General features: G+C 69.5%; 14 protein-coding genes. 8 read left to right on the top strand and 6 right to left on the bottom strand.

The features are described from left to right. Positions 1-92 precede the first annotated feature (92 nt). Positions 93-839 carry an SDR family NAD(P)-dependent oxidoreductase gene (locus tag R2B38_RS02785; RefSeq protein ID WP_318014780.1) on the top strand — a complete coding sequence of 249 codons (747 nt, stop codon included), beginning with the start codon at positions 93-95 and terminating at the stop codon, positions 837-839. 166 nt (positions 840-1,005) lie between these two features. Here the strand turns inward: R2B38_RS02785 and R2B38_RS02780 are convergent, their stop codons facing one another. Beyond that, positions 1,006-2,400, bottom strand: a complete 1,395-nt coding sequence (locus R2B38_RS02780) for a glycoside hydrolase family 125 protein (protein ID WP_318014779.1) — start codon at positions 2,398-2,400, stop codon at positions 1,006-1,008. 183 nt (positions 2,401-2,583) lie between these two features. Here R2B38_RS02780 and R2B38_RS02775 point away from each other — a divergent pair, with 183 nt between their 5' ends. The 4 genes from R2B38_RS02775 (at position 2,584) to R2B38_RS02760 (ending at position 6,990) form a co-directional block, all read left to right on the top strand. Next, the gene (locus tag R2B38_RS02775; RefSeq protein WP_318014778.1) at positions 2,584-3,591 is read left to right on the top strand and encodes a sugar ABC transporter permease; all 1,008 of its coding nucleotides are present in this window, start codon (positions 2,584-2,586) and stop codon (positions 3,589-3,591) included. After that, positions 3,575-4,489, top strand: a complete 915-nt coding sequence (locus tag R2B38_RS02770) for a carbohydrate ABC transporter permease (protein WP_318014777.1) — start codon at positions 3,575-3,577, stop codon at positions 4,487-4,489. Before R2B38_RS02775 ends, R2B38_RS02770 begins: the two co-directional genes overlap by 17 nt. Positions 4,490-4,569: 80 nt before the next feature. Further along, positions 4,570-5,865, top strand: coding sequence for an ABC transporter substrate-binding protein (locus tag R2B38_RS02765; RefSeq protein WP_318014776.1), 1,296 nt, complete (start codon positions 4,570-4,572; stop codon positions 5,863-5,865). 93 nt (positions 5,866-5,958) lie between these two features. Beyond that, positions 5,959-6,990 carry a LacI family DNA-binding transcriptional regulator gene (locus tag R2B38_RS02760; protein ID WP_318014775.1) on the top strand — a complete coding sequence of 344 codons (1,032 nt, stop codon included), beginning with the start codon at positions 5,959-5,961 and terminating at the stop codon, positions 6,988-6,990. A 2-nt stretch (positions 6,991-6,992) separates the two neighbouring features. On the opposite strand, the gene R2B38_RS02755 is transcribed toward R2B38_RS02760, so the two are convergent. Beyond that, positions 6,993-8,162 (bottom strand): glycoside hydrolase family 76 protein, encoded by a 1,170-nt coding sequence (locus R2B38_RS02755; RefSeq protein ID WP_318014774.1) that lies wholly within the window; start codon positions 8,160-8,162, stop codon positions 6,993-6,995. Positions 8,163-8,385: 223 nt separating this feature from the next. Between R2B38_RS02755 and R2B38_RS02750 the strand changes: the two genes are divergently transcribed. Together R2B38_RS02750 and R2B38_RS02745 are read left to right on the top strand one after the other, a co-directional pair. Next, complete coding sequence (locus R2B38_RS02750) at positions 8,386-9,999, top strand: glycoside hydrolase family 27 protein (protein WP_318014773.1); 1,614 nt, start codon at positions 8,386-8,388, stop codon at positions 9,997-9,999. Between the two features lie 36 nt (positions 10,000-10,035). Further along, positions 10,036-11,496, top strand: coding sequence for a glycoside hydrolase family 76 protein (locus R2B38_RS02745; RefSeq protein ID WP_318014772.1), 1,461 nt, complete (start codon positions 10,036-10,038; stop codon positions 11,494-11,496). A gap of 7 nt (positions 11,497-11,503) precedes the next feature. On the opposite strand, the gene R2B38_RS02740 is transcribed toward R2B38_RS02745, so the two are convergent. Together R2B38_RS02740 and R2B38_RS02735 are read right to left on the bottom strand one after the other, a co-directional pair. Next, positions 11,504-12,403 carry an amidohydrolase family protein gene (locus R2B38_RS02740; RefSeq protein WP_318014771.1) on the bottom strand — a complete coding sequence of 300 codons (900 nt, stop codon included), beginning with the start codon at positions 12,401-12,403 and terminating at the stop codon, positions 11,504-11,506. Continuing rightward, positions 12,400-13,998: an aromatic amino acid lyase gene (locus tag R2B38_RS02735; protein WP_318014770.1), complete on the bottom strand. Its 1,599-nt coding sequence runs from the start codon at positions 13,996-13,998 to the stop codon at positions 12,400-12,402. The genes R2B38_RS02740 and R2B38_RS02735 overlap by 4 nt, the downstream gene beginning before the upstream one ends. 211 nt (positions 13,999-14,209) lie before the next feature. On the opposite strand from R2B38_RS02735, the gene R2B38_RS02730 reads away from it, so the two are divergent. Further along, positions 14,210-15,691 carry an MFS transporter gene (locus R2B38_RS02730; RefSeq protein ID WP_318021574.1) on the top strand — a complete coding sequence of 494 codons (1,482 nt, stop codon included), beginning with the start codon at positions 14,210-14,212 and terminating at the stop codon, positions 15,689-15,691. A gap of 3 nt (positions 15,692-15,694) precedes the next feature. Here the strand turns inward: R2B38_RS02730 and R2B38_RS02725 are convergent, their stop codons facing one another. Both R2B38_RS02725 and R2B38_RS02720 read right to left on the bottom strand, forming a co-directional pair. Then, positions 15,695-17,386, bottom strand: a complete 1,692-nt coding sequence (locus tag R2B38_RS02725) for a SpoIIE family protein phosphatase (RefSeq protein WP_318021573.1) — start codon at positions 17,384-17,386, stop codon at positions 15,695-15,697. 164 nt (positions 17,387-17,550) lie between these two features. Continuing rightward, on the bottom strand, positions 17,551-18,255 hold the full coding sequence (locus R2B38_RS02720) for a class I SAM-dependent DNA methyltransferase (protein WP_411978419.1): 705 nt from the start codon (positions 18,253-18,255) through the stop codon (positions 17,551-17,553). Positions 18,256-18,324 lie beyond the last annotated feature (69 nt).

Below are 18,324 nucleotides of genomic sequence, written 5' to 3'. Positions count from 1 at the left end.
GACCCCATCCTACGTCCTGGATACCGATCGGTGCAGAAGTGCTACGGTTCCATTCTGCACCGATCGGTATCTAAGTTTCGGGAGTTCAAGTGATGGGACAGCTGGAAGGCAAGACCGCCGTTGTCACCGGCGGAAGCACGGGAATCGGCCTGGCCACCGCCGCGCGGCTGGCGTCCGAGGGTGCCCATGTGTTCATCACCGGCCGACGCAAGGACGTGCTCGACTGGGCCGTCGAGTCGATCGGTTCCGCGGTCACCGCGGTGCCGGGCGACATAGTGGAGCCGGCCGACCTGGACCGGCTGTACGACGCGGTCCGTGAACGCGGCCGGGGCCTGGACGTGCTCTTCGCCAACGCGGGCATGGCCACGCTCGCGCCGTTGGCGCAGGCCACCGGGGAACAGTTCGACCAGATGTTCGGCGTCAACGTCCGGGGCACACTGCTCACCGTGCAGAAGGCGCTGCCGCTCCTCAACGACGGCGCCTCGGTGATCTTCAACGACTCCATTCGCGCCGACGACGGCCGGGAGGCCTTCGGCCTGTACGCGGCGTCGAAGGCCGCGGTCCGGTCCCTCGCACGGACCTGGGCCAACGAGCTGAAGGGCAGGGGCATCCGCGTCAACACGGTCGCGCCGGGCGCGATCGACACCCCCGGAGTCGACATCGCCATCGGCGAGGAGAACGCGGCCGCCGTCAAGGCGGAACTCGCGGCGGGAGTGCCGATCGGCCGCAGGGGGCGCCCGGAGGAGGTCGCCGCCGCGGTGGCCTTCCTCGCCTCCGCGGACAGCAGCTTCGTGCTCGGCACCACCCTGCACGTCAACGGCGGCGAGAACCAGTTCTGATCCCGCCCCACGGAGTCCCGACCTGTCGCGGGCGAGTCGTCGCCCGCGACAGGTCGCATGGCCGGCGCGGCATGCGTGCGGTACGCCCGGGCTGGACACGGAGGGGCGACATCACTTCCACCGGTAGGGTCGCCCAGCACCCCCAGCACCCCCAGCACCCCCAGTGTCACGCGGGCTCGCCGCCCGCCCCCGACCCGCCGGGCAACGCCCGCGGATGTACCGGAAAGAATTGCCGTACCCCGCCTCCACACACCTCCAGCGCGAGCTCGCAGAACATCGCATTCGCCCACCCGAACCAGTCCCGCGTGAACCGGCCGGGCGCGTCGACATGGAAACTCTCGTGCATCAGACCGGTACCGGCGGTGGTGGCGGCCAGGGTCTCCAGGGCCCGCGCCGCCTCGTCCGCGCTGCCCGTCAGACCGGCGGTGGCGATCGCCAGCGGCCAGATGTGCCGGTCAGGCGTGTGCGTACTGCCGATCCCGGACGCGTGACTCCCGCTGAAATACGAGGGGTTGGCTTCGGAGAGCGCGAAGCGCCGGGTCGTCCGGTACAGCGGGTCCTCGGGTGTGCACCAGCCGCTCAAGGGCAGGCTCAGCAGGCTCGGGAGGTTGGCGTCGTCGCAGAGCAGGGCCGCGCCGAGGCCGTCGACCTCGTAGGCAAGGATGGAGGTGCCGTCGACCTCGGTCACCGCATGCGCCAGGATCCCGGCGTCGATCTCGTCGGCCAACCGCCAGCACTCATGGGCGAGTTCGGTGTCGTCGAGGACGGCCGCGGCGAGTTCGGCCAGGCCGTGCAGGCTCGTCGACGCCAGCGCGTTGGCCGGGACAAGGTAGCCATGGGCGCACGCGTCGTCGCTCGGCCGGAAGCCCGACCAGGTCATGCCGGTCCAACCGACCGGCGCGCCACGGCCGTTGAGGGGCAGACTGTCACCGGCGAAGGGGCCGGAGGGCCGGACGAACCGGTAGGGCCAGTGCGCGTGGGACTGCTCGGCCCGCCACAGCCGTACGATCAGCCAGGCGGCGCGGTGGAACGCCTCGTCGAGATGGTCCTCGCGGCCCGTCGCCCGCCGGAGCGCGTACGCGAGCTGCAACGGCGCGCAGAGGGAGTCGAGTTCGTACTTGCGCTCCCACACCCAGTCGCCCGGCGTGGGCAGATCGCCGGGTTCACCGTGCGCGCCGGTGGGGCCGTCGTTGAACGCGTTGGCGTACGGGTCCAGGAGGACGCAGCGGATCTGGCGGCGCGAGACGGCGGCCAGCACGTCACCGACCTCCGGGTCCGTGGCCGCGGCGAGGTAGGGCCTGACCTGCGCCGTGCTGTCCCGCAGCCACATCGCGGGGATGTCGCCCGTCTTGACGAAGACCTCTGACGACGCGTCGGATACGCCGACCGGCAGACCCCTCGACGACCTGTCCGGCAACCGGTCCGACGAAGCCCCCCAACTCATCGCCGTAGCCCACGTGTTGGTCAGGCACCGCTCGACGATGTCCCCCGCCGGACCACCCCGCAACTCGCCGGCCAGCCGTCGCCCGAGCGTGCTCAGCGACTCCGGAACTGCCCACACTGTTCCGGATGTTGATCCGGGAAACGTTACCATCGCGCCTCTTGACTCCCTCATGTGGCGTGCGCCACCGTGTGATCGCCAGGGAATGGAAACGTTACCTTGAGCGGGCCGACGACCACCAGACGGTCGGGTCCGCGCGATCCGAGTGATCGTCAACTCCTCGGAGGAAGAAGGTGAGCGCGTGTGACAGCCGCTCCGCACCAAGAGACGCGAACCGCCGTACCGCCCGTGGACAGGCCGCCCGGCCGGGGGATTCAGGGACGCCTCGGACTCCCCTGGCGACGAGCGCCGAAGCGGCCCTCGGACACCCTGGCCGCGTATGTGTTCCTGGCCCCGGCGCTCATCGGCTTCACGGCGTTCGTCGTCTACCCGCTGTTCCGGTCCGGCTACTTCGCGCTGACCACCTACAACGGCCTGACGGACCCCAAGTTCGTCGGCCTGGACAACTTCCACCGCATGTTCACCACCGACCCGTCCTTCTGGCCCTCGGTGCGCGCCACGCTGCTGCTCGTCGTGCTGTACGTGCCGTTGTCGCTGGCCATCGGGCTGGCCCTGGCGGTGTTCTGCAACCAGCGGATGCGGGGCGTCGGCCTGCTGCGCACCCTGTGCTATCTGCCGGTCGTGCTGCCCGTGGTGGCCACCATCACGCTCTGGAAGTTCGTCTTCAACCCCCAAGTCGGCCTGGCCAACCAGGTGTTGAAGTGGTTCCACCTGCCCACCAGTGAGTGGCTGTCCGGCGACGACTCGGCGATGCCGTCGATCGTGATCGTCATGCTGTGGAGCGTCGGCTCCACGATGATCATCTTTCTCGCCGCGCTCCAGGCGGTCCCCACCGAGCTGTACGAGGCGGCCAGGCTCGACGGTGCGGGACCCCGCACGGTGTTCTTCCGGATCACCCTGCCGCTGATCAGCCCGATCATGATCCTCCAGGTGGTCCTCCAGATGGTGACGGCCCTCCAGGCGTTCAACCAGCCGAAGATCCTCTCGCCGGACAACCAGGGCGGTCCCGGGTTCAGCACCAGGACGCTGATGCTGTCGATCTACGACAACGGCTTCCCCCGGCTCGGGCAGGTCTCCCAGTTCGGCTATGCCTCCGCCCAGGTGTGGGTGCTGTTCCTCGTCCTCGTCGTCGTGATCGCCGCCACCGCCCGCTTCTCGTCGATTTGGACCTACAGTGACCACGTCTCCTGACGTCACCAGGGCGCCGACGACCGCGCCGACACCGGCCGCCCCACCGACGAAGCCGCCCGGCAGGGCCGTACGCAGAGCAACCTGGTACGCCACCGCGCTGCTGATCAGCTCGGTGATGATCCTGCCCATTCTGTGGATGCTGACCGTCGCGCTGAAGGGCCCCTCGGCGGTCTTCGAGGTTCCGCCGAAACTGCTGCCGCACGAGTTCCACTTCAAGAACTTCATCGACGGCCCGAAGGTCATCCACTTCCCGCGCCTGCTGCTCAACTCCCTTGTCATCACCGGGCTTTCGGTGATCGGCGGGGTGATGACGTCGATGATGGCGGGCTACGCTCTGGCCCGGTTGCACTTCCCCGGCCGGAAGGTGTGGTTCTACGTCTTCGTCGGGAGCATGCTGCTGCCCCCGGTGGTCGGCATCATTCCGCTGTTCCAACTTTTCAAGGACATCGGCTGGTACGACACCTGGCTGCCGCTGATCGTCCCGGCCTTCCTCGGCGGCAATCCGCTCTTCATCTTCCTGGCCCGGCAGTACTTCCTGTCGATCCCGCACTCCATCGACGAGGCGGCCAAGGTCGACGGCGCGGGACACGTCCGGATCTTCTTCAGCGTGATGCTGCCGATCACGAAGCCCGCCTGGATAACGATGTCAATCCTGGCCTTCCAGATGTCCTGGAACGACTACCTCAACCCGCTGATCTACCTGTACTCGTCCCAGAAGTGGCCGCTGAGCGTGGGGATGGCCTCCTTCGTGACCCAGTTCGCGGGACAGACCCCGGACTGGAACCTCTACATGGCCACCAACCTGCTCTACATGCTCCCGCCGCTGATCGTCTTCTTCGTCGCCCAGCGCTACTTCATCCAGGGTCTGAGCGCCCTGGGCACCGTCAACCAGCGCTGACCGGCGCCGAGTTGGACCCCGACCCACCTACGAGCCGTATGCCAGCGAGCCGTATGCCAGCCAGGTATCAGGAGGCCACGATGAAACGATGGATCCGTTGCGCCGGAGTGTTGCTGTCGGCGGGGGGACTGCTCGCGACGGCGGCCTGCGGCGGCTCGTCCGGGAAGCAGTCGGACGGCAAGGTCACGGTCACCCTCATGACCTGGGAGTCCGCCGCCACCAACAAGGCCATCGACCAGGCCCTGACCGGCTTCCACGACCCGAACATCACGGTCAAGCGCGTCGACACCCCGAACGGCAACTACAGCGACAAACTCGCGGCCCTGACCCAGGCCAAGAAGCTGCCCGACCTGTTCTGGTGCGGCAACGACACCGAGCAGCAGTACACCAGCCAGGGCCTCCTCACCGACTGGGCCTCCCGGCTCTCCGGCTCCAGCGACTTCGGCGCGAGCAGCTTCGTCTCGTCCACGATGAAGAACTGGAAGACCGCCGACGGCAAGATAGGCGGCGTCCCCTCCCTGCTGAACACCTACGGCATCTGGTACGACGTCGACGCCTTCAAGGCCGCCGGAATCACCGTGCCCGCCGCCGGCTGGACCTGGGACCAGATGTTCGACGCCGCAGCCAAGCTGCACGCCAAGGGCGCCAAGTACGGCCTGGTCGCGGACGCGTTGACCTCCACGGACGGGCCGTTCTCCCTCAGCACGTACGCCTTGTCCGCGGGCGGCAAGCCCTTTGCCGACAACGTGCACCAGCCCACCAGGACGACCATCGACCCGACGTACACCGAGGGCGTCAGCAAGGTCGTGGCGGGTATCAAGAGCGGAGCCATCGCGCCGCCCGGCTACGACATCAGCAACCAGCAGGGCCTGTTCGCCGCCGGACAGATCCCGATGCTGTGGAGCGGTCAGTGGCTGGCCGCGGGCTTCCTCACCGACAAGCCGAAGATCAAGTACGGCTTCGCGCCCCTGCCCCAGGTCGACAAGCCCGCCACCCTCTACGACGCCGTGGGCATCTGCACCCCGTCGTACACCCAGAACGCGGACGCCACCTTCAAGGTCCTCAAGTACCTCGACTCCACGGTGTGGACCAAGGTGCTGCCCGACTCCCCGGTCGCGGCCCCGGCCTATCTCTCCGCCCAGAACGCCTACTTCGGCGCCCTCGACAAGGCCGGACAGACGACCGTCGCGGCCACCGTCAAGGCGGGACTGAACACCCCGACCACCATCGGCGTGCGCTTCACCACCCAGTGGGCGAGCCAGTCAAATGACTTGATCACCGCCTACTGGCCGGACATCCTCAACGGCAAGAAGCCGCTCTCCGACCTCCAGACGATGACCGACAAGATCAACGATGTGATCAAGAACAACAGTTAGCGTCCCGGGCCGAGCGGCGGGCCGGGACCCGATACGTATCCTGAGGGCGGTCCCGGCCCCCGGTACGCGATGGAAGGTTGGTCTTCAACTCACGTGAGCAGTCGTCCCCCGCACCGCCAGAACACCAGGCCCACGATGCGCGACGTCGCGGAGCGGGCCGGAGTCGCCGTCGTCACCGTCTCCCGCGTCGTCAACGGCATCGGCACGGTCCGCGAGGAGACGGCCGAGCGCGTGAACGCGGCGATCACCGCGATCGGCTACCAGCGCAACGAGATCGCGCGCTCCCTGCGCCCCGGCCAGAACTCCATGACCATCGGGCTGCTGCTGGGCGACCTCACCAACCCGTTCTACGCCTCCCTCGCCAAGGCCGCCGTGGAAGTCGCCAACGAGGCAGGCTACGCGGTCCTGTTGAGCACCGCGGACGAGGACCCCGAGGTCGAACGCCGGGCCGTGGGCGAGCTGATCGGCCGCCGCGTCGCCGGGCTCATCATCGTCCCCGACCAGGGCGACCACGCCTTCCTGAACGAGATCAACGGCCACGACCACGTGCCCATCGTCTTCGTCGACCGGCCGGCCACCGGCGCCGAGGCCGATGTCGTCCTGGTCGACAACGAGGACGGCGGACACAAGGCGACGCAGCACCTCGTCGACCAGGGCCACCGTCGTATCGCGATCCTCGTCGCGCCCTCGTACTACAGCACCGGCCGACGGCTGCGCGGGTACCGCAAGGCGTTGCGCCGCAGCGGCATCGAGCCCGACAACGACCTGGTCGTCACCCTGCGCCGCGGCACCACCGAGGAGGCCGAGGCCGCCACCCGAGCCCTGCTCACCTCGGCGAACCCGCCCACCGCGGTCTTCTCCACCACGGGCTTCCTCACCGAGGGCGTGCTGCGGGCCTGCCGCGACCTCCAAGTCTCTATCGCCGTCGTGGGGTTCGACGATTTCAAGCTCGCCGACATGCTCCCCACCCCGGTCACCGTCGTCACCTCCGACACCGAGGAACTCGGCCGCCGGGCAGCCCACATCCTGCTGGACCGCATCGACGGCGACGACAGCCCCTCCCACCGCACCGTCCTCCCGGTGCAGCTGATCGCACGCGGCACCGGGGAGATCGGCCACCCGTAACGTCAGTACAGGATCCGCCACTTGGCGCGCGGCCAGGCGAGCACGGCGTAGAGCTGCACGAGGGCCGCCTGCTGGATCGCCTGCGTCCCACCGGCCGAGTCGAAGTGCACGAGACCGGTGGCGGGATCCCGCATCGTGTCCCACACCTGGTCGGCGTAGTCGGCCATCGCCCAGTGGTAGGTGTCCTTCCCGGTCACCGACTCCAGGAGCAGCAGGTTCTTGAAGAAGATCGAGTTGAAGAACACGGGCTGCGTGAACAGGCGGCCCTGGGTGACGTAGTAGGCGTATGCGGCTGCGGCGACCTGCTCGGCCTGACGCAAGTAGGCGCGGTCGCGCGTGACTTGGTACAGCAGCACGGCTACGCCGACCGGCACGCCCTGGTTGTAGGACCAGATGGTCTTCTCGATGGTCCCTTGCAGGTCAAGGTGGTCCCAGTACAGGCCAGTTGGGCCCTGCAGATGCGCGTTCGTCCAGTCGTAGAAGCGTTGCGCCCAGTTGAGATAGTCGGCTTCGCCGGTGATCTGGTGCAGGCGCAGGGCGAGTTGGGCGCCGGGCATGTTCGAGACGGTGTTGCGGTCGTGGCTCCAGTCGGCCTGCGTCCAGAAGACCCCGCCGGGCGCGGCATGGCTGCTGTCGTTGTCCCAGCCGGACTTGACCAGGTCGAAGATCTCCTTCGCCCGGGCCAGCGCGGCGGTGTCCCCGGTCTGCAGATACCGCTGGACCTTCGCCAGCCCGACCCACTCGTTGTCGTCGTAGAACATGTCACCGCCCGAGCCGTACGGCGCGACGGCGTAGGAGGCGTACCCGGGCAGCCTGGTCGTGCCCCCGCCGGCGTTCCAGTAGTGCTCCTGCGCAGCCGCCCGTCGTGCCAGCTCCGGCTCGAACTGCCCGTCCACGGCGGTGAGATCGAGGGCGGCGATGTGCACCTGCGAGAAGGGCCATTCGTACGAGTACCGGTTGTCGCCGCTCGCCGCCGGAATCTGCTCGCGGACCAGCCCGGAGCCGTCGGTCGCGTCGAAGTGTCTGTTCAGGGCGGCGTACGCGTCTCTCGCGCGGGTCAACGCCCTTGTGGCGCCGGGGCGTTCGGCCGCGTTCGCCGGTGTGGCCGTCGTGGCCGCCAGCGCGGCCAGACCGGAGCCGAGCATCACTCGCCGGGAGGGGCGCGGGGACATGGAGGCCTCCAAAGGGGCGGGTGACGAAAACGGGTAGGGATGATGGAAACGTTGCCATCGACTCATGAGGTCGTCAACGCCCCCGACAGCACGGGAAGTTCACTCGCGGGACATTGTGGTCCGGACCATTGACGACGCGGCTGCGCTGATGGAACCTGCACGATGGTTACGTTTCCAAAGGTGAGTTCGACCGGCCCCACACGGCGAAGCAGGAGACCTCGACATGACCGTCCCGTCACCCTTCAAGAGACGTCTGAGCGCCGCCCTCACGATGGTGCTGCTCCTTGCCCTCGTCCCGGCCCTGCTGGTGCTGCGCGCCGCGCCGCCCGCGCAGGCCCTCGACAACGGCCTTGCGAAGACGCCCCCGATGGGCTGGAACGACTGGAACGCCTTCGGCTGCAACGTGACGGAGCAACTGGTCGAGCAGACCGCCGACTACCTCGTCTCGTCCGGGCTGAAGGACGCCGGGTACCAGTACGTCAACATCGACGACTGCTGGATGACCTCGGCCCGCAACTCCGCCGGTCAACTCGTCCCGGATCCGGTCAAGTTCCCGAACGGCATCAGCGGCACCGCCGCCTACGTCCACAGCAAAGGCCTCAAGCTCGGCATCTACGAGAGCGCCGGCACCGCCACCTGCGCGGGCTACCCCGGCAGCCTCGGCCATGAGCAGACCGACGCGAACAGCTTCGCCGCGTGGGGCGTCGACTACCTGAAGTACGACAACTGCAATCACCAGAACGTGCCCGACCAGCAGCGCTACACCGCGATGCGTGACGCCCTCGCCAACACCGGCCGCCCAATCGTCTACAGCCTCTGCAACTGGGGTCTGGCCGATGTGTGGACCTGGGGCGCGGGCGTCGGAAACAGCTGGCGCACGACCGACGACATCAACGTCAACTTCTCGACGGTGGTGTCCATTTACAAGGCCAACGTCAAACTCGCCGCGTACGCCAAGCCCGGCGCCTGGAACGACCCCGACATGCTGGAGGTCGGCAACGGCATGTCGTTCACCGAGGACCGCTCCCACTTCAGCCTCTGGTCGGAGATGGCCGCGCCCCTGATCGCCGGCACCGACCTGCGCAAGGCCACCGCCGCCACGCTCTCCCTCTACGGCAACAAGGACGTCATCGCCGTGGACCAGGACTCCCTGGGCAAGCAGGGCACCGAGATCTCCAACTCCGGTGGCCTGCACGTCCTTTCCAAGCCCCTCGCCAACGGCGACGTCTCGGTGGTCCTCTTCAACGAGAACTCCTCTGCCGCCACCATCACCACCTCGGCGACGGCGGCCGGCCTTCCTTCGGCGTCCTCGTACAAGCTCAACAACCTCTGGTCGCACGTCGTCAGCAGCACGAGCGGCAGCATCTCGGCGAGCGTCCCCGGCCACGGCTCGGTGATGTACCGGGTCTCCGTCGGCAGCGGCACCAGCGTCGGCACCACCCACCCGCTGATCGGCGCCTCCTCCAACCGCTGCCTCGACGCCTACAACGGCGAGACCACCCCCGGCACGAAGATCGAGATCTGGGACTGCGGCGGCGGCACCAACCAGGCCGTGACCATCACCGCCGCCGGTGAACTCCGGCTCTACGGCGGCACCCAGTGCCTGGACGCCTACAACAACCAGACCAGCAACGGCACCAAGGTCCAGCTCTACGGCTGCAACGGCGGCGCCAACCAGAAGTGGAGCGTCAACCCCAACGGCACGATCACCGGCACCCAGTCGGGCCTCTGCCTCGACGTCACCGGGGGCGACCAGCCCGCAGGCAACGTCAACGGCACCGCGCTGGAACTCTGGTCCTGCAACGGCGGCGCCAACCAGCAGTGGCGCCTGGGCTGACCTCCCGTACTCTCCCCCCACCTCGATGGAGCCGGCATGACCTCAACAGCACGACACATCAGGAGAGTCGGGACCGGCCTGATCGCCGCCCTGGCCCTGTTCATGCCGGTCTCCACCGGCGTCGCGACCGCCGCCGCCCAGGCGTCGATCTGCAACAAGTACTGCGACGCCCGCGACCCGGCCCTCTCCCCGGGCGACCGCCAGCCGGTGAGCGCGACCATCTACTCCCGCAGCATCTCCCTCCACTTCGACGACACCGACGCGATGGGCTGGGCCTCGATCACCAACGGCAGCCCCGGTGACGAGGTCTGGCTCGACCGGTCCTTCGACGGCGGCCGCACCTGGTCCTCCGGCAGCAAGCTCGGCGACACCACCATCCCTGCGGGGCAAGGCGGTTGGCGCACCCTGATGTACAACGTCGACGACTGGAACGCCCTCGGCGTCGGCGCCCTGCGCGCCTGCGGCAAGGCGGGGGACCGGGGCGAGATCGCCTGTACGTCCTGGGCCCGCACGACGTGGAACGCGGGCAGCCGCCCAACTGCCGCCGCCACGGCACTGATGCAGTCGTACAACCTGGGCACCGGCCTCTTCGACACCACCGGCTGGTGGAACTCGGCCAACGCCCTGACCGCCCTCATCGACAACGTCCGCGTCACCGGCATGGGCAGCTACAAGTACGCGATCGCCAACACCTACGACCGCAACCTCTCCGCCCAGGGCGGCAACTTCACCAACGACTACATCGACGACACGGGGTGGTGGGGGCTGGCCTGGGTCGACGCGTACGACCTCACCGGTGACAGCCGGTACCTCAACACCGCCCGTGCGGACGCCGATTACATGGCGCGGTACTGGGACAACACATGTGGCGGCGGGGTGTGGTGGAGCACCGCCAAGACCTACAAGAACGCCATCGCGAACTCCCTCTACCTGGAGCTGAACGCCGCGCTGCACAACCGCATCTCGGGCGACACGGCGTACCTCGGCCGGGCCAACGCCGAGTGGTCGTGGTTCAAGGGCACCGGCATGATCAACGGCTCCCACCTCGTCAACGACGGCATCAACCTGGCGACCTGCGGCAACAACGGCGACACCACGTGGTCGTACAACCAGGGCGTGCTGCTCGGCGGTCTGTCGGAGCTGTACCGGGCGACGGGGGACGCCGGTCTGCTCACGACCGGCCGTCAGATCGGGGATGCCTCGACCACGTCGACGGCCCTCAACTCCGGTGGAATCCTGCGGGAACCATGCGAGACGAGTGGCTGCGGCGGGGACGGTCCGTCCTTCAAGGGTGCGTACGTCCGAGGTCTGAGCGCCTTCAACTCCCGCTTGTCGGACCGCCCTTACACCTCCTACATCAAACGTCAGGCGGACACGGCCTACGCGAACGACCGCAACTCCCTCGACGCGTACGGGCTGCACTGGGCCGGACCGCTGGACTCCACCGACGCGGCCCGGCAACAGAGCGCGCTCGACCTGATGAACGCGGCGAATTGACGCCCCGTCACCCCTCCCCGGTGAGGAGCCGTCGCGGATTGGCGATGCGAAAGGCGTAGGCCGCCGCCCCGCCCAACCCGTACCCCGGGTGGCGGGGCGGCTCCGCGTACGGGCGGTCCGAGCCCTGGACGACGGAGTCGACGCCGAGGGCGCGCACGATCGCGTCGACGGCGGTCGGGCCGTAGGAGGACGTCTCGACGAACACGCCCTGGTCGCCCTCCAGTTGCCGCCCGCCACGGGCCGCCAGGCGCTCCCCGTGCAGCGGGGCGAGTCCGGCGAGCAGGGCGAAGCACACGCGGAGGCGTGGATGGCGGGGGCGGCCGAAGGCGCGGAAGGCGTACCAACTGGCGTGCATCTGCTGGACGTACGGAACCAGCGCGGGCCACCAGGCGGGGTCCGCCGAGGAGCCAACGGCAGGCCCCGGGTGGACGAAGAGGGGGAGGTCGCGTTCTTCGAGGAGGTCGAGGAGTGGGGCGCAGCGGGCGTAACCGGCTGCGTCGGCAAGGGAGTTGGCGGGGAGCTGGAGGCCGGCGAAGCCCCGGTCGAGGTCCTTGGCGGTCGCCTCCGCGTCGATGTCCCGTACGCAGGCCGCGGCCCACGCCCCGAACGGCTCGGGCAGCGCGGCCGCGCCGTCGTGGTAGGCGTCGAGGAGGGGCCGCGCCTCGGCCTCGGGCAGCCACTCCACGCCGATCGGGGCGGACAGCGAGAGAAGGACCCGGCCGAGGCCGTCGGCGGCGGCGAGTTCCGCGCGCCGATCGATGTCGTGGTCGGCGGGCGGTATCTCGAAGGGTGGTTCACCGTCCAGGAACAGTGTCCAGCCGTCCAGGTACGGCGGTTCGCGGCGGGCACGCAGAGCCGTCACCAGCGATGGGGTCCACAGATGCTGGTGTACGTCGACGTTGGTCATGTCGCTTCTCCCGCCAAGGCGTTCAGTGTGCTGCGGACGTCGTCGGACCCCAGGATGTCGCGGCTCACCGTCTCCACGTCCACACCGCCTGGCCGGTCGTCGTTCAGGGTGGGCACGACCTCGCGGATCGCACGACGCAGGAACTCCGGCCCCCGCCCCAACGTGCCTGGCGCCGCCAGATCGACCGCCTGCGCGGCCACCACCGCCTCCACGGCGAGGAGTTGGCGCAGTCGGCCGAGCATCGTCGTCAACCGCCGCGCACCGAGCGCCGCGTTGGTCGAGTCGTCCTCCACGGCGTCCGCGCCCTGCCGGGGATCGACGCACACGGGCAGGGCCAGCATCCGGATCTCGGCGACCAGCGCCTGAGCTGTCTTCACCAGCGGCGCGAACCCCGAACGCTCCGGACCGTACGGCGAGAGGTTCGCGGGGAGCCCGCTGACGTTCGGGTCGAGCAGTCGGCGCATGCGTTCGGCGGAGATCGCCGCGGTCTGGGTCAGGGCGAGTGCGAGGGTGTCGAAGGCGAGGGCCAGGGCGGGGGTGTGGAAGTTCCCGGACGAGACGATCTCACCCGCGCTGTACGGGAGTTCAGGGCCTTCTCCGGTACCGGGCCGCTCCTTCAGGTCGCCCCCGGCCCCCATCAGCACCACCGGATTGTCCCCGCACCCGTTCAACTCCGGCCCCAGCGCGGCGTCCGCGAAGTCCAGGGCCGCGTACCCCGCACCATGCACCTGCGCTGCACACCGCAGGCTGACCGGGTCCTGGACCCGGCGGGCGTTGCGTGGGTCGGTCAACTCGCCGTCGGTCAGGAGGGCGAGGAGCTCGGCCGCCGCCCGGGACTGTCCGGGAGCGGGACGGAGCGCCAGGACCCGGGTGTCGAGCGGACTGGTGTTGGCCCGGAAGCCCTCGTAGGTCAGTGCCGTGACCGCCTGCGCCAGCGCGAGCAGTGCGCCCGCCTCGTGCAGGGCGAGAGCGCCGACGCCGGCCGCCAACGGGCTTGCGCTGCACAGCACATGGCCGTCCCTCGGGCCGAGGTGCGCCGCGGTGAGACCGGCCCGGCGCAGGGCCGTGGCGCCGTCGAGCACCTCATCGCCGTACTCCGCGCTGCCCTCGCCGATGACGACCAGGCCGACGTGTGCCATCTGGCAGAGGTCGGACGCACCGATCGAGCCCACCTCGGGGATCACCGGATGCACCCGCGCGTTGAGCAGCGCTACGAGCAGCCGTACGATCTCCGGCCGGACTCCGCTGCCGCCGCCCGCGAGGCCGTTGACGCGGGCGAGGAGGGCGGCGCGTACGACGGGGGTCGGCAGTGGATCGCCGACCGCGTTCGCGCGGCCCCGGACCGTGCGGACGCTGAACGCGTCGAGTTCCGTGCGGGGGAGGGCGTAGGAGGAGCGGGCGCCGAGGCCTGTCGTCAGGCCGTAGGTCGGGATCTGGCGGTCGACCACGTCGTCCACGACCGCCCGTTCGCGGGCCAGACGCGGCAACACCCCGTCCGCCAGGGCGACTTGGGCGCCGTGGTGGGCGACGGCGACGACATCGCCGTAGGACAGTGTCCGTCCGTCGACGACGACCTCGGTCACCAATGGCTTCACCCCATGTCCTGTCATGTGTGAACCTAGCGCCTGCGCTCGTGATGATCGAGTGGTGGGGAGGAAGGGGCGGGCGTACCGTCGAACGGTGAGCAACCAGTGGACGGAACCGTTCACCGGGCTCTCGTGAGTGCGATCCGCCATGAGCAGCAGTCCTCAGCAAGCCTCCGCAGCGCAGACCACCACCCGGAACACCGGCGGTGGCGGAAGCACGATGGCGTTGCTGGTCATCGCGTCCTGTCAGCTGATGGTGGTCCTCGACATCACCATCGTGAACATCGCGCTTCCGCACATCCAGAGTTCGCTGGGGTTCTCCACCACCAGCCTGGCCTGGGTCGTCAACGCGTACACCCTCACCTTCGGCGGTCTGCTGCTCCTTGGCGGGCGGGCCGGGGACATCCTCGGGCGGCGGCGGGTGTTCGTGTTCGGGGTGCTGCTCTTCGTCCTCGCCTCCCTGCTGGGCGGGTTGTCGCAGAACTCCGGTGAACTCCTCGCCGCGCGCGCCCTCCAGGGCGTCGGCGGTGCCATCGCCTCGCCGACCTCGCTCGCCCTGATCAGCACGACGTTCCGCGAAGGCCCGGAACGCAACCGGGCGTTCGGGGTCTTCGCCGGTGTCTCGGCCGGTGGCGGCGCGATCGGACTGCTGATGGGCGGGATCCTCGTCGAGTGGCTGAACTGGCGCTGGGTGCTCTTCGTCAACGTCCCGATCGGACTGCTCATCGTCCTCGCCACCCCGCGCTGGATCAAGGAGTCCGAACGCCACCCGGGCCACTTCGACATCACCGGCGCGCTGACCTCCACCGTGGGCCTGGTGTTCCTCGTCTACGGCTTCATCCGGGCCGCGCAGGAGGGCTGGCGGGACTGGCTCACGCTGGCCTCCTTCGGCGCGGCCGTGGTCGTGCTCGCCCTGTTCGTGCTGGTCGAGCGGCGCTCCCGGCAGCCGATCACCCCGCTGCGCATGTTCCGCGACCGCAACCGCGCCGGGACGTACGGCATCATGCTCTGCCTCTCCGCCGCGATCTTCGGGATGTTCTTCTTCCTCACCCTCTTCGTGCAGGACGTGCTGGGCTTCAGCCCGCTCATGGCCGGCTTCGCCTTCCTGCCGGTCAGTGCCGTCATCGCGGTCGGCGCGGGGCTGGCCTCACGGTTCCTGCCGACCTACGGCCCCAAGCCGTTCATGGTGGTGGGCGCGGTTCTCGCGGCGGGCGGCCTGGCCTGGCTGACGCTGACGGACGTCGACTCCACCTACCTCGGCAGCGTCCTGGGCCCGATGCTGGTGTTCAGCCTCGGCATGGGCATGGAGTTCGTCTCGCTGACCCTGATGGCGCTCTCCGACGTGCCCGTCCAGGAGACCGGCGCGGCCTCCGGACTCCTCAACGTCATGCAGCAGGTGGGCGGGTCGCTCGGGCTGTCCATCCTGGTCACGATGTTCGGCACGGCCAGCCGCAACGAGGCGAGGGACCAGATCCCGGCGTTCCTGTCCCGGGCGACCCCGGCCGAGCGCATCCGTTTCCAGCGGACCGGTCAACTCCCGGGCGCCTGGGGCGATCACGTCCTCACCGCCGGTGTCTCGGCCGCGTTCGTGATGGCGGCGATCTTCACTGTCGTCGCTGCCTTGATCGCCGTGGTGGTCATCCAGGTTCGGCCCTCCGATCTCCAACGCCTCAAGGGCGGCACGGGAGTTGGGCCGGTCTGAGCATCAACTCCCTTGGGATTGCTGGCCCTTCGGTATCTGCTGCTCGAACCACACGACCTTGCCCGTGCTCAGCCGCGTCGCTCCCCAGCGGTGGGCGAGCCGGTCGACCAGGAACAGGCCCCGGCCGCCCTCGTCGCCGGGCGCGGCCTGCCGCATGCGGGGCACCTGCGGCGAGTCGTCGGTGACCTCGCAGCGCAGCACGTCGGTGCGCAGCAGCCGTAGCGAGATGGGGCGGGAGGCGTACCGCACGGCGTTCGTGACGACCTCGCTGACCATGAGTTCCGTGCTGTCGAGCAGGGCGTCCAGGCCCCAGCGGCGCAGCACCCTGCGGGTCAGCCGGCGGGCCTGGCCCGCGGTGAGGGGGTGGGGGTCGAGGTGCCAGTAGCCGACGCTGTCCGGCGGGAAGCCGGCGAAGCGGGCGGTGAGCAGCGCGATGTCGTCGTCGCGGGCGCCCGGGGCCAGCGCGGTGAGGATGCGGTCGCAGAGCCGCTCCAGCGAGGACAGGCGGTGCCGGTGCGGGGTGGACTGGAGGTGGGTGCGCAGGGCCTCGACACCCGTCCCCACGTCGGTGTCGCGGGACTCGACCAGGCCGTCGGTGTACAGGACCAGCGTGGTGCCGGTGGGCGCGGGCATTTCAACGGACTCGAAGACGACCCCGCCGACGCCGATCGGCGCGCCCGGCGGGACCTGGAGGACCTCGGCGTGGCCGTTCGGGCGCAGCAGGACGGCGGGCGGGTGGCCGGCGTTGGCCATGAGCAGGCGGTGCGAGATCGGGTCGTAGATCGCGTACAGGCAGGTCGCTATGTGGTCGCTGCCGAGGCGCTGGGCCTGTTCGTCTAGGTGGTGGAGGACCTCGTGCGGGGGGAGGTCGAGGCCGGCGAGGGTCTGCACGATGGTGCGCAGCTGGCCCATGATCGCGGCGGAGGTCATGGAGTGGCCCATGACGTCGCCGACGATCAGCGCGACCCGGCTGCCGGGCAGCGGGATCGCGTCGTACCAGTCGCCGCCGACCTGCGCGGTCTTCGAGGCGGGCAGATAGCGGCTGGCGAGCCGGATGCCGGTCGGCTCGGGGAGCGAGGACGGGAGCATTGTGTGCTGGAGGGTGTCGGCGACGGAAGCCTCGTGGCCGTACATCACCGCCTTCTGGACGCCGATCGCGGTGTGGGTGGCGAGCTGCGAGGCGACGAGCAGGTCGTCGGTGGTGAACGCGGAGCGGTCGGGGCGGCGCAGCAGGACGACGGTGCCCATGACGTGGTGGCGGCCGTGCAGCGGGGCGATGATCAGGCGGCGGCCCGGCGGCAGCGTGCCGTGCGCGCTCGCCGCGGGGCCGAGCAGTTCGGCCACGGCGGGGTGGATGCCCGGGGCGTCGCCGAAGGCCGGGCGCCCGGCCAGGAGCAGCTTCGCGAGCCGTCCCGCGAGCATCGGCTGCACCCGCTCGGCCACGCTCGCGTACTCGGCGTGCGGCATCAGCAGCGCTGACCTGGCCTCGGGCGCGCGGTCGATGCTGTGCAGTTGCAGGACGACGGGCGCCGCCGACTTCTCGTCCCCGACGGGCAGCGGATCGTGCAGGTGGATCACGATCGCGTCGGCGAAGGCGGGCACCGCCGCCCACCGCAGCTCCCGCAGCGTCTCGTCCAGGTCCATCCCGCGGGCGATCCGCCGGGTGGCGACATCGAGGTACTGGAGCCGGTCCATCTGCCGCACGGGCGTCCGGCCGAGCGGTACGACGGGCGCCGGGCCGCTCGCCGGGGCGCCTCGCCGGGCGGTTCCGGCGGGGCCTTCGCGGGGGCTGGGTTGCTCCGTCACACGCTTCGTCCCGTCACTGGTACGGCAGCGGCCGCTGTGTCGGTCCTACGGCCTCAGTCGCGCCGGCGGCAGCAGAGGAAGACCTGTTCCTCGGGCGGGACGTCGGCGGTCGCCGGGGCGTAGGTGTAGGAGTTCTCCTTCACGACCTCGAAGCCGGCCGTGTCGAGGACCTTGTGCAGGTCTTCGAGGAGATAGCCGGAGACCCTGATCGTGTGGCCGAGGAAGGGGATCTCGAAGTCGTCCACATGGGCCTCCACCATCGACAGGGCGAGCAGCCCGCCCGGATTCAGCAGGTGGTGGATCGTGCGCAGGGCGAGCGGGATCTCGGCGCGCGGGAGCATCAGCAGGGAGAAGAACGCGGCGACCCCGTCGAAACGGCCCAGGTCACGGGAGCCGCCCGGGCGCAGGTCGGCGAGGTCCAGCTGGTGGAACGTGGCGGTGGGGACGTAGTCCCGGGCCAGCGCCACCATCCGGGCGGAGAAGTCCACGCCGACGACCTCGAAGCCCGCGTCGGCCAGCTGCCGGGAGGTCGGCACACCCGTGCCGGAGCCGAGGTCCAGCACGCGGGCGCCTCGATCGAGGGACTCGATCAGCCAGTCACCGGCGCCGACCTGGCCCTCTTTGTGCGGGAAGGCCTCGTCGTACCGGTCCCCGATGGCATCGAAGGCCTCGGCCTGACCGGTGCGGTCGAGCCGAAGGCTGTCGTAGCCGGACCCGTCGTGCGTTCCGCTCACTGAAGTGGCCTTTCGTCCGCGCATAGAGGATTGTCCCACAAGTCGGTGAAGTGAGGTTTCGGCGGAAAAAGAACGTGAGGGGCGCCCTGGGGC

This window comes from Streptomyces sp. N50 (assembly GCF_033335955.1).
Taxonomy (GTDB): domain Bacteria; phylum Actinomycetota; class Actinomycetes; order Streptomycetales; family Streptomycetaceae; genus Streptomyces.
Note: the sequence above shows the minus strand (reverse complement) of the source record. Positions and strands in the feature narration are given on the sequence as shown.

Excerpts from the sequence above, each read along its gene's own strand:
- R2B38_RS02785 (WP_318014780.1), top strand. The coding sequence starts at position 93 with ATGGGACAGCTGGAAGGCAAGACCGCCGTTGTCACCGGCGGAAGCACG.
- R2B38_RS02765 (WP_318014776.1), top strand. The coding sequence starts at position 4,570 with ATGAAACGATGGATCCGTTGCGCCGGAGTGTTGCTGTCGGCGGGGGGA.
- R2B38_RS02755 (WP_318014774.1), bottom strand. The coding sequence starts at position 8,162 with ATGTCCCCGCGCCCCTCCCGGCGAGTGATGCTCGGCTCCGGTCTGGCC.
- R2B38_RS02750 (WP_318014773.1), top strand. The coding sequence starts at position 8,386 with ATGACCGTCCCGTCACCCTTCAAGAGACGTCTGAGCGCCGCCCTCACG.
- R2B38_RS02745 (WP_318014772.1), top strand. The coding sequence starts at position 10,036 with ATGACCTCAACAGCACGACACATCAGGAGAGTCGGGACCGGCCTGATC.
- R2B38_RS02740 (WP_318014771.1), bottom strand. The coding sequence starts at position 12,403 with ATGACCAACGTCGACGTACACCAGCATCTGTGGACCCCATCGCTGGTG.
- R2B38_RS02730 (WP_318021574.1), top strand. The coding sequence starts at position 14,210 with ATGGCGTTGCTGGTCATCGCGTCCTGTCAGCTGATGGTGGTCCTCGAC.
- R2B38_RS02725 (WP_318021573.1), bottom strand. The coding sequence starts at position 17,386 with ATGGACCGGCTCCAGTACCTCGATGTCGCCACCCGGCGGATCGCCCGC.
- R2B38_RS02720 (WP_411978419.1), bottom strand. The coding sequence starts at position 18,255 with ATGCGCGGACGAAAGGCCACTTCAGTGAGCGGAACGCACGACGGGTCC.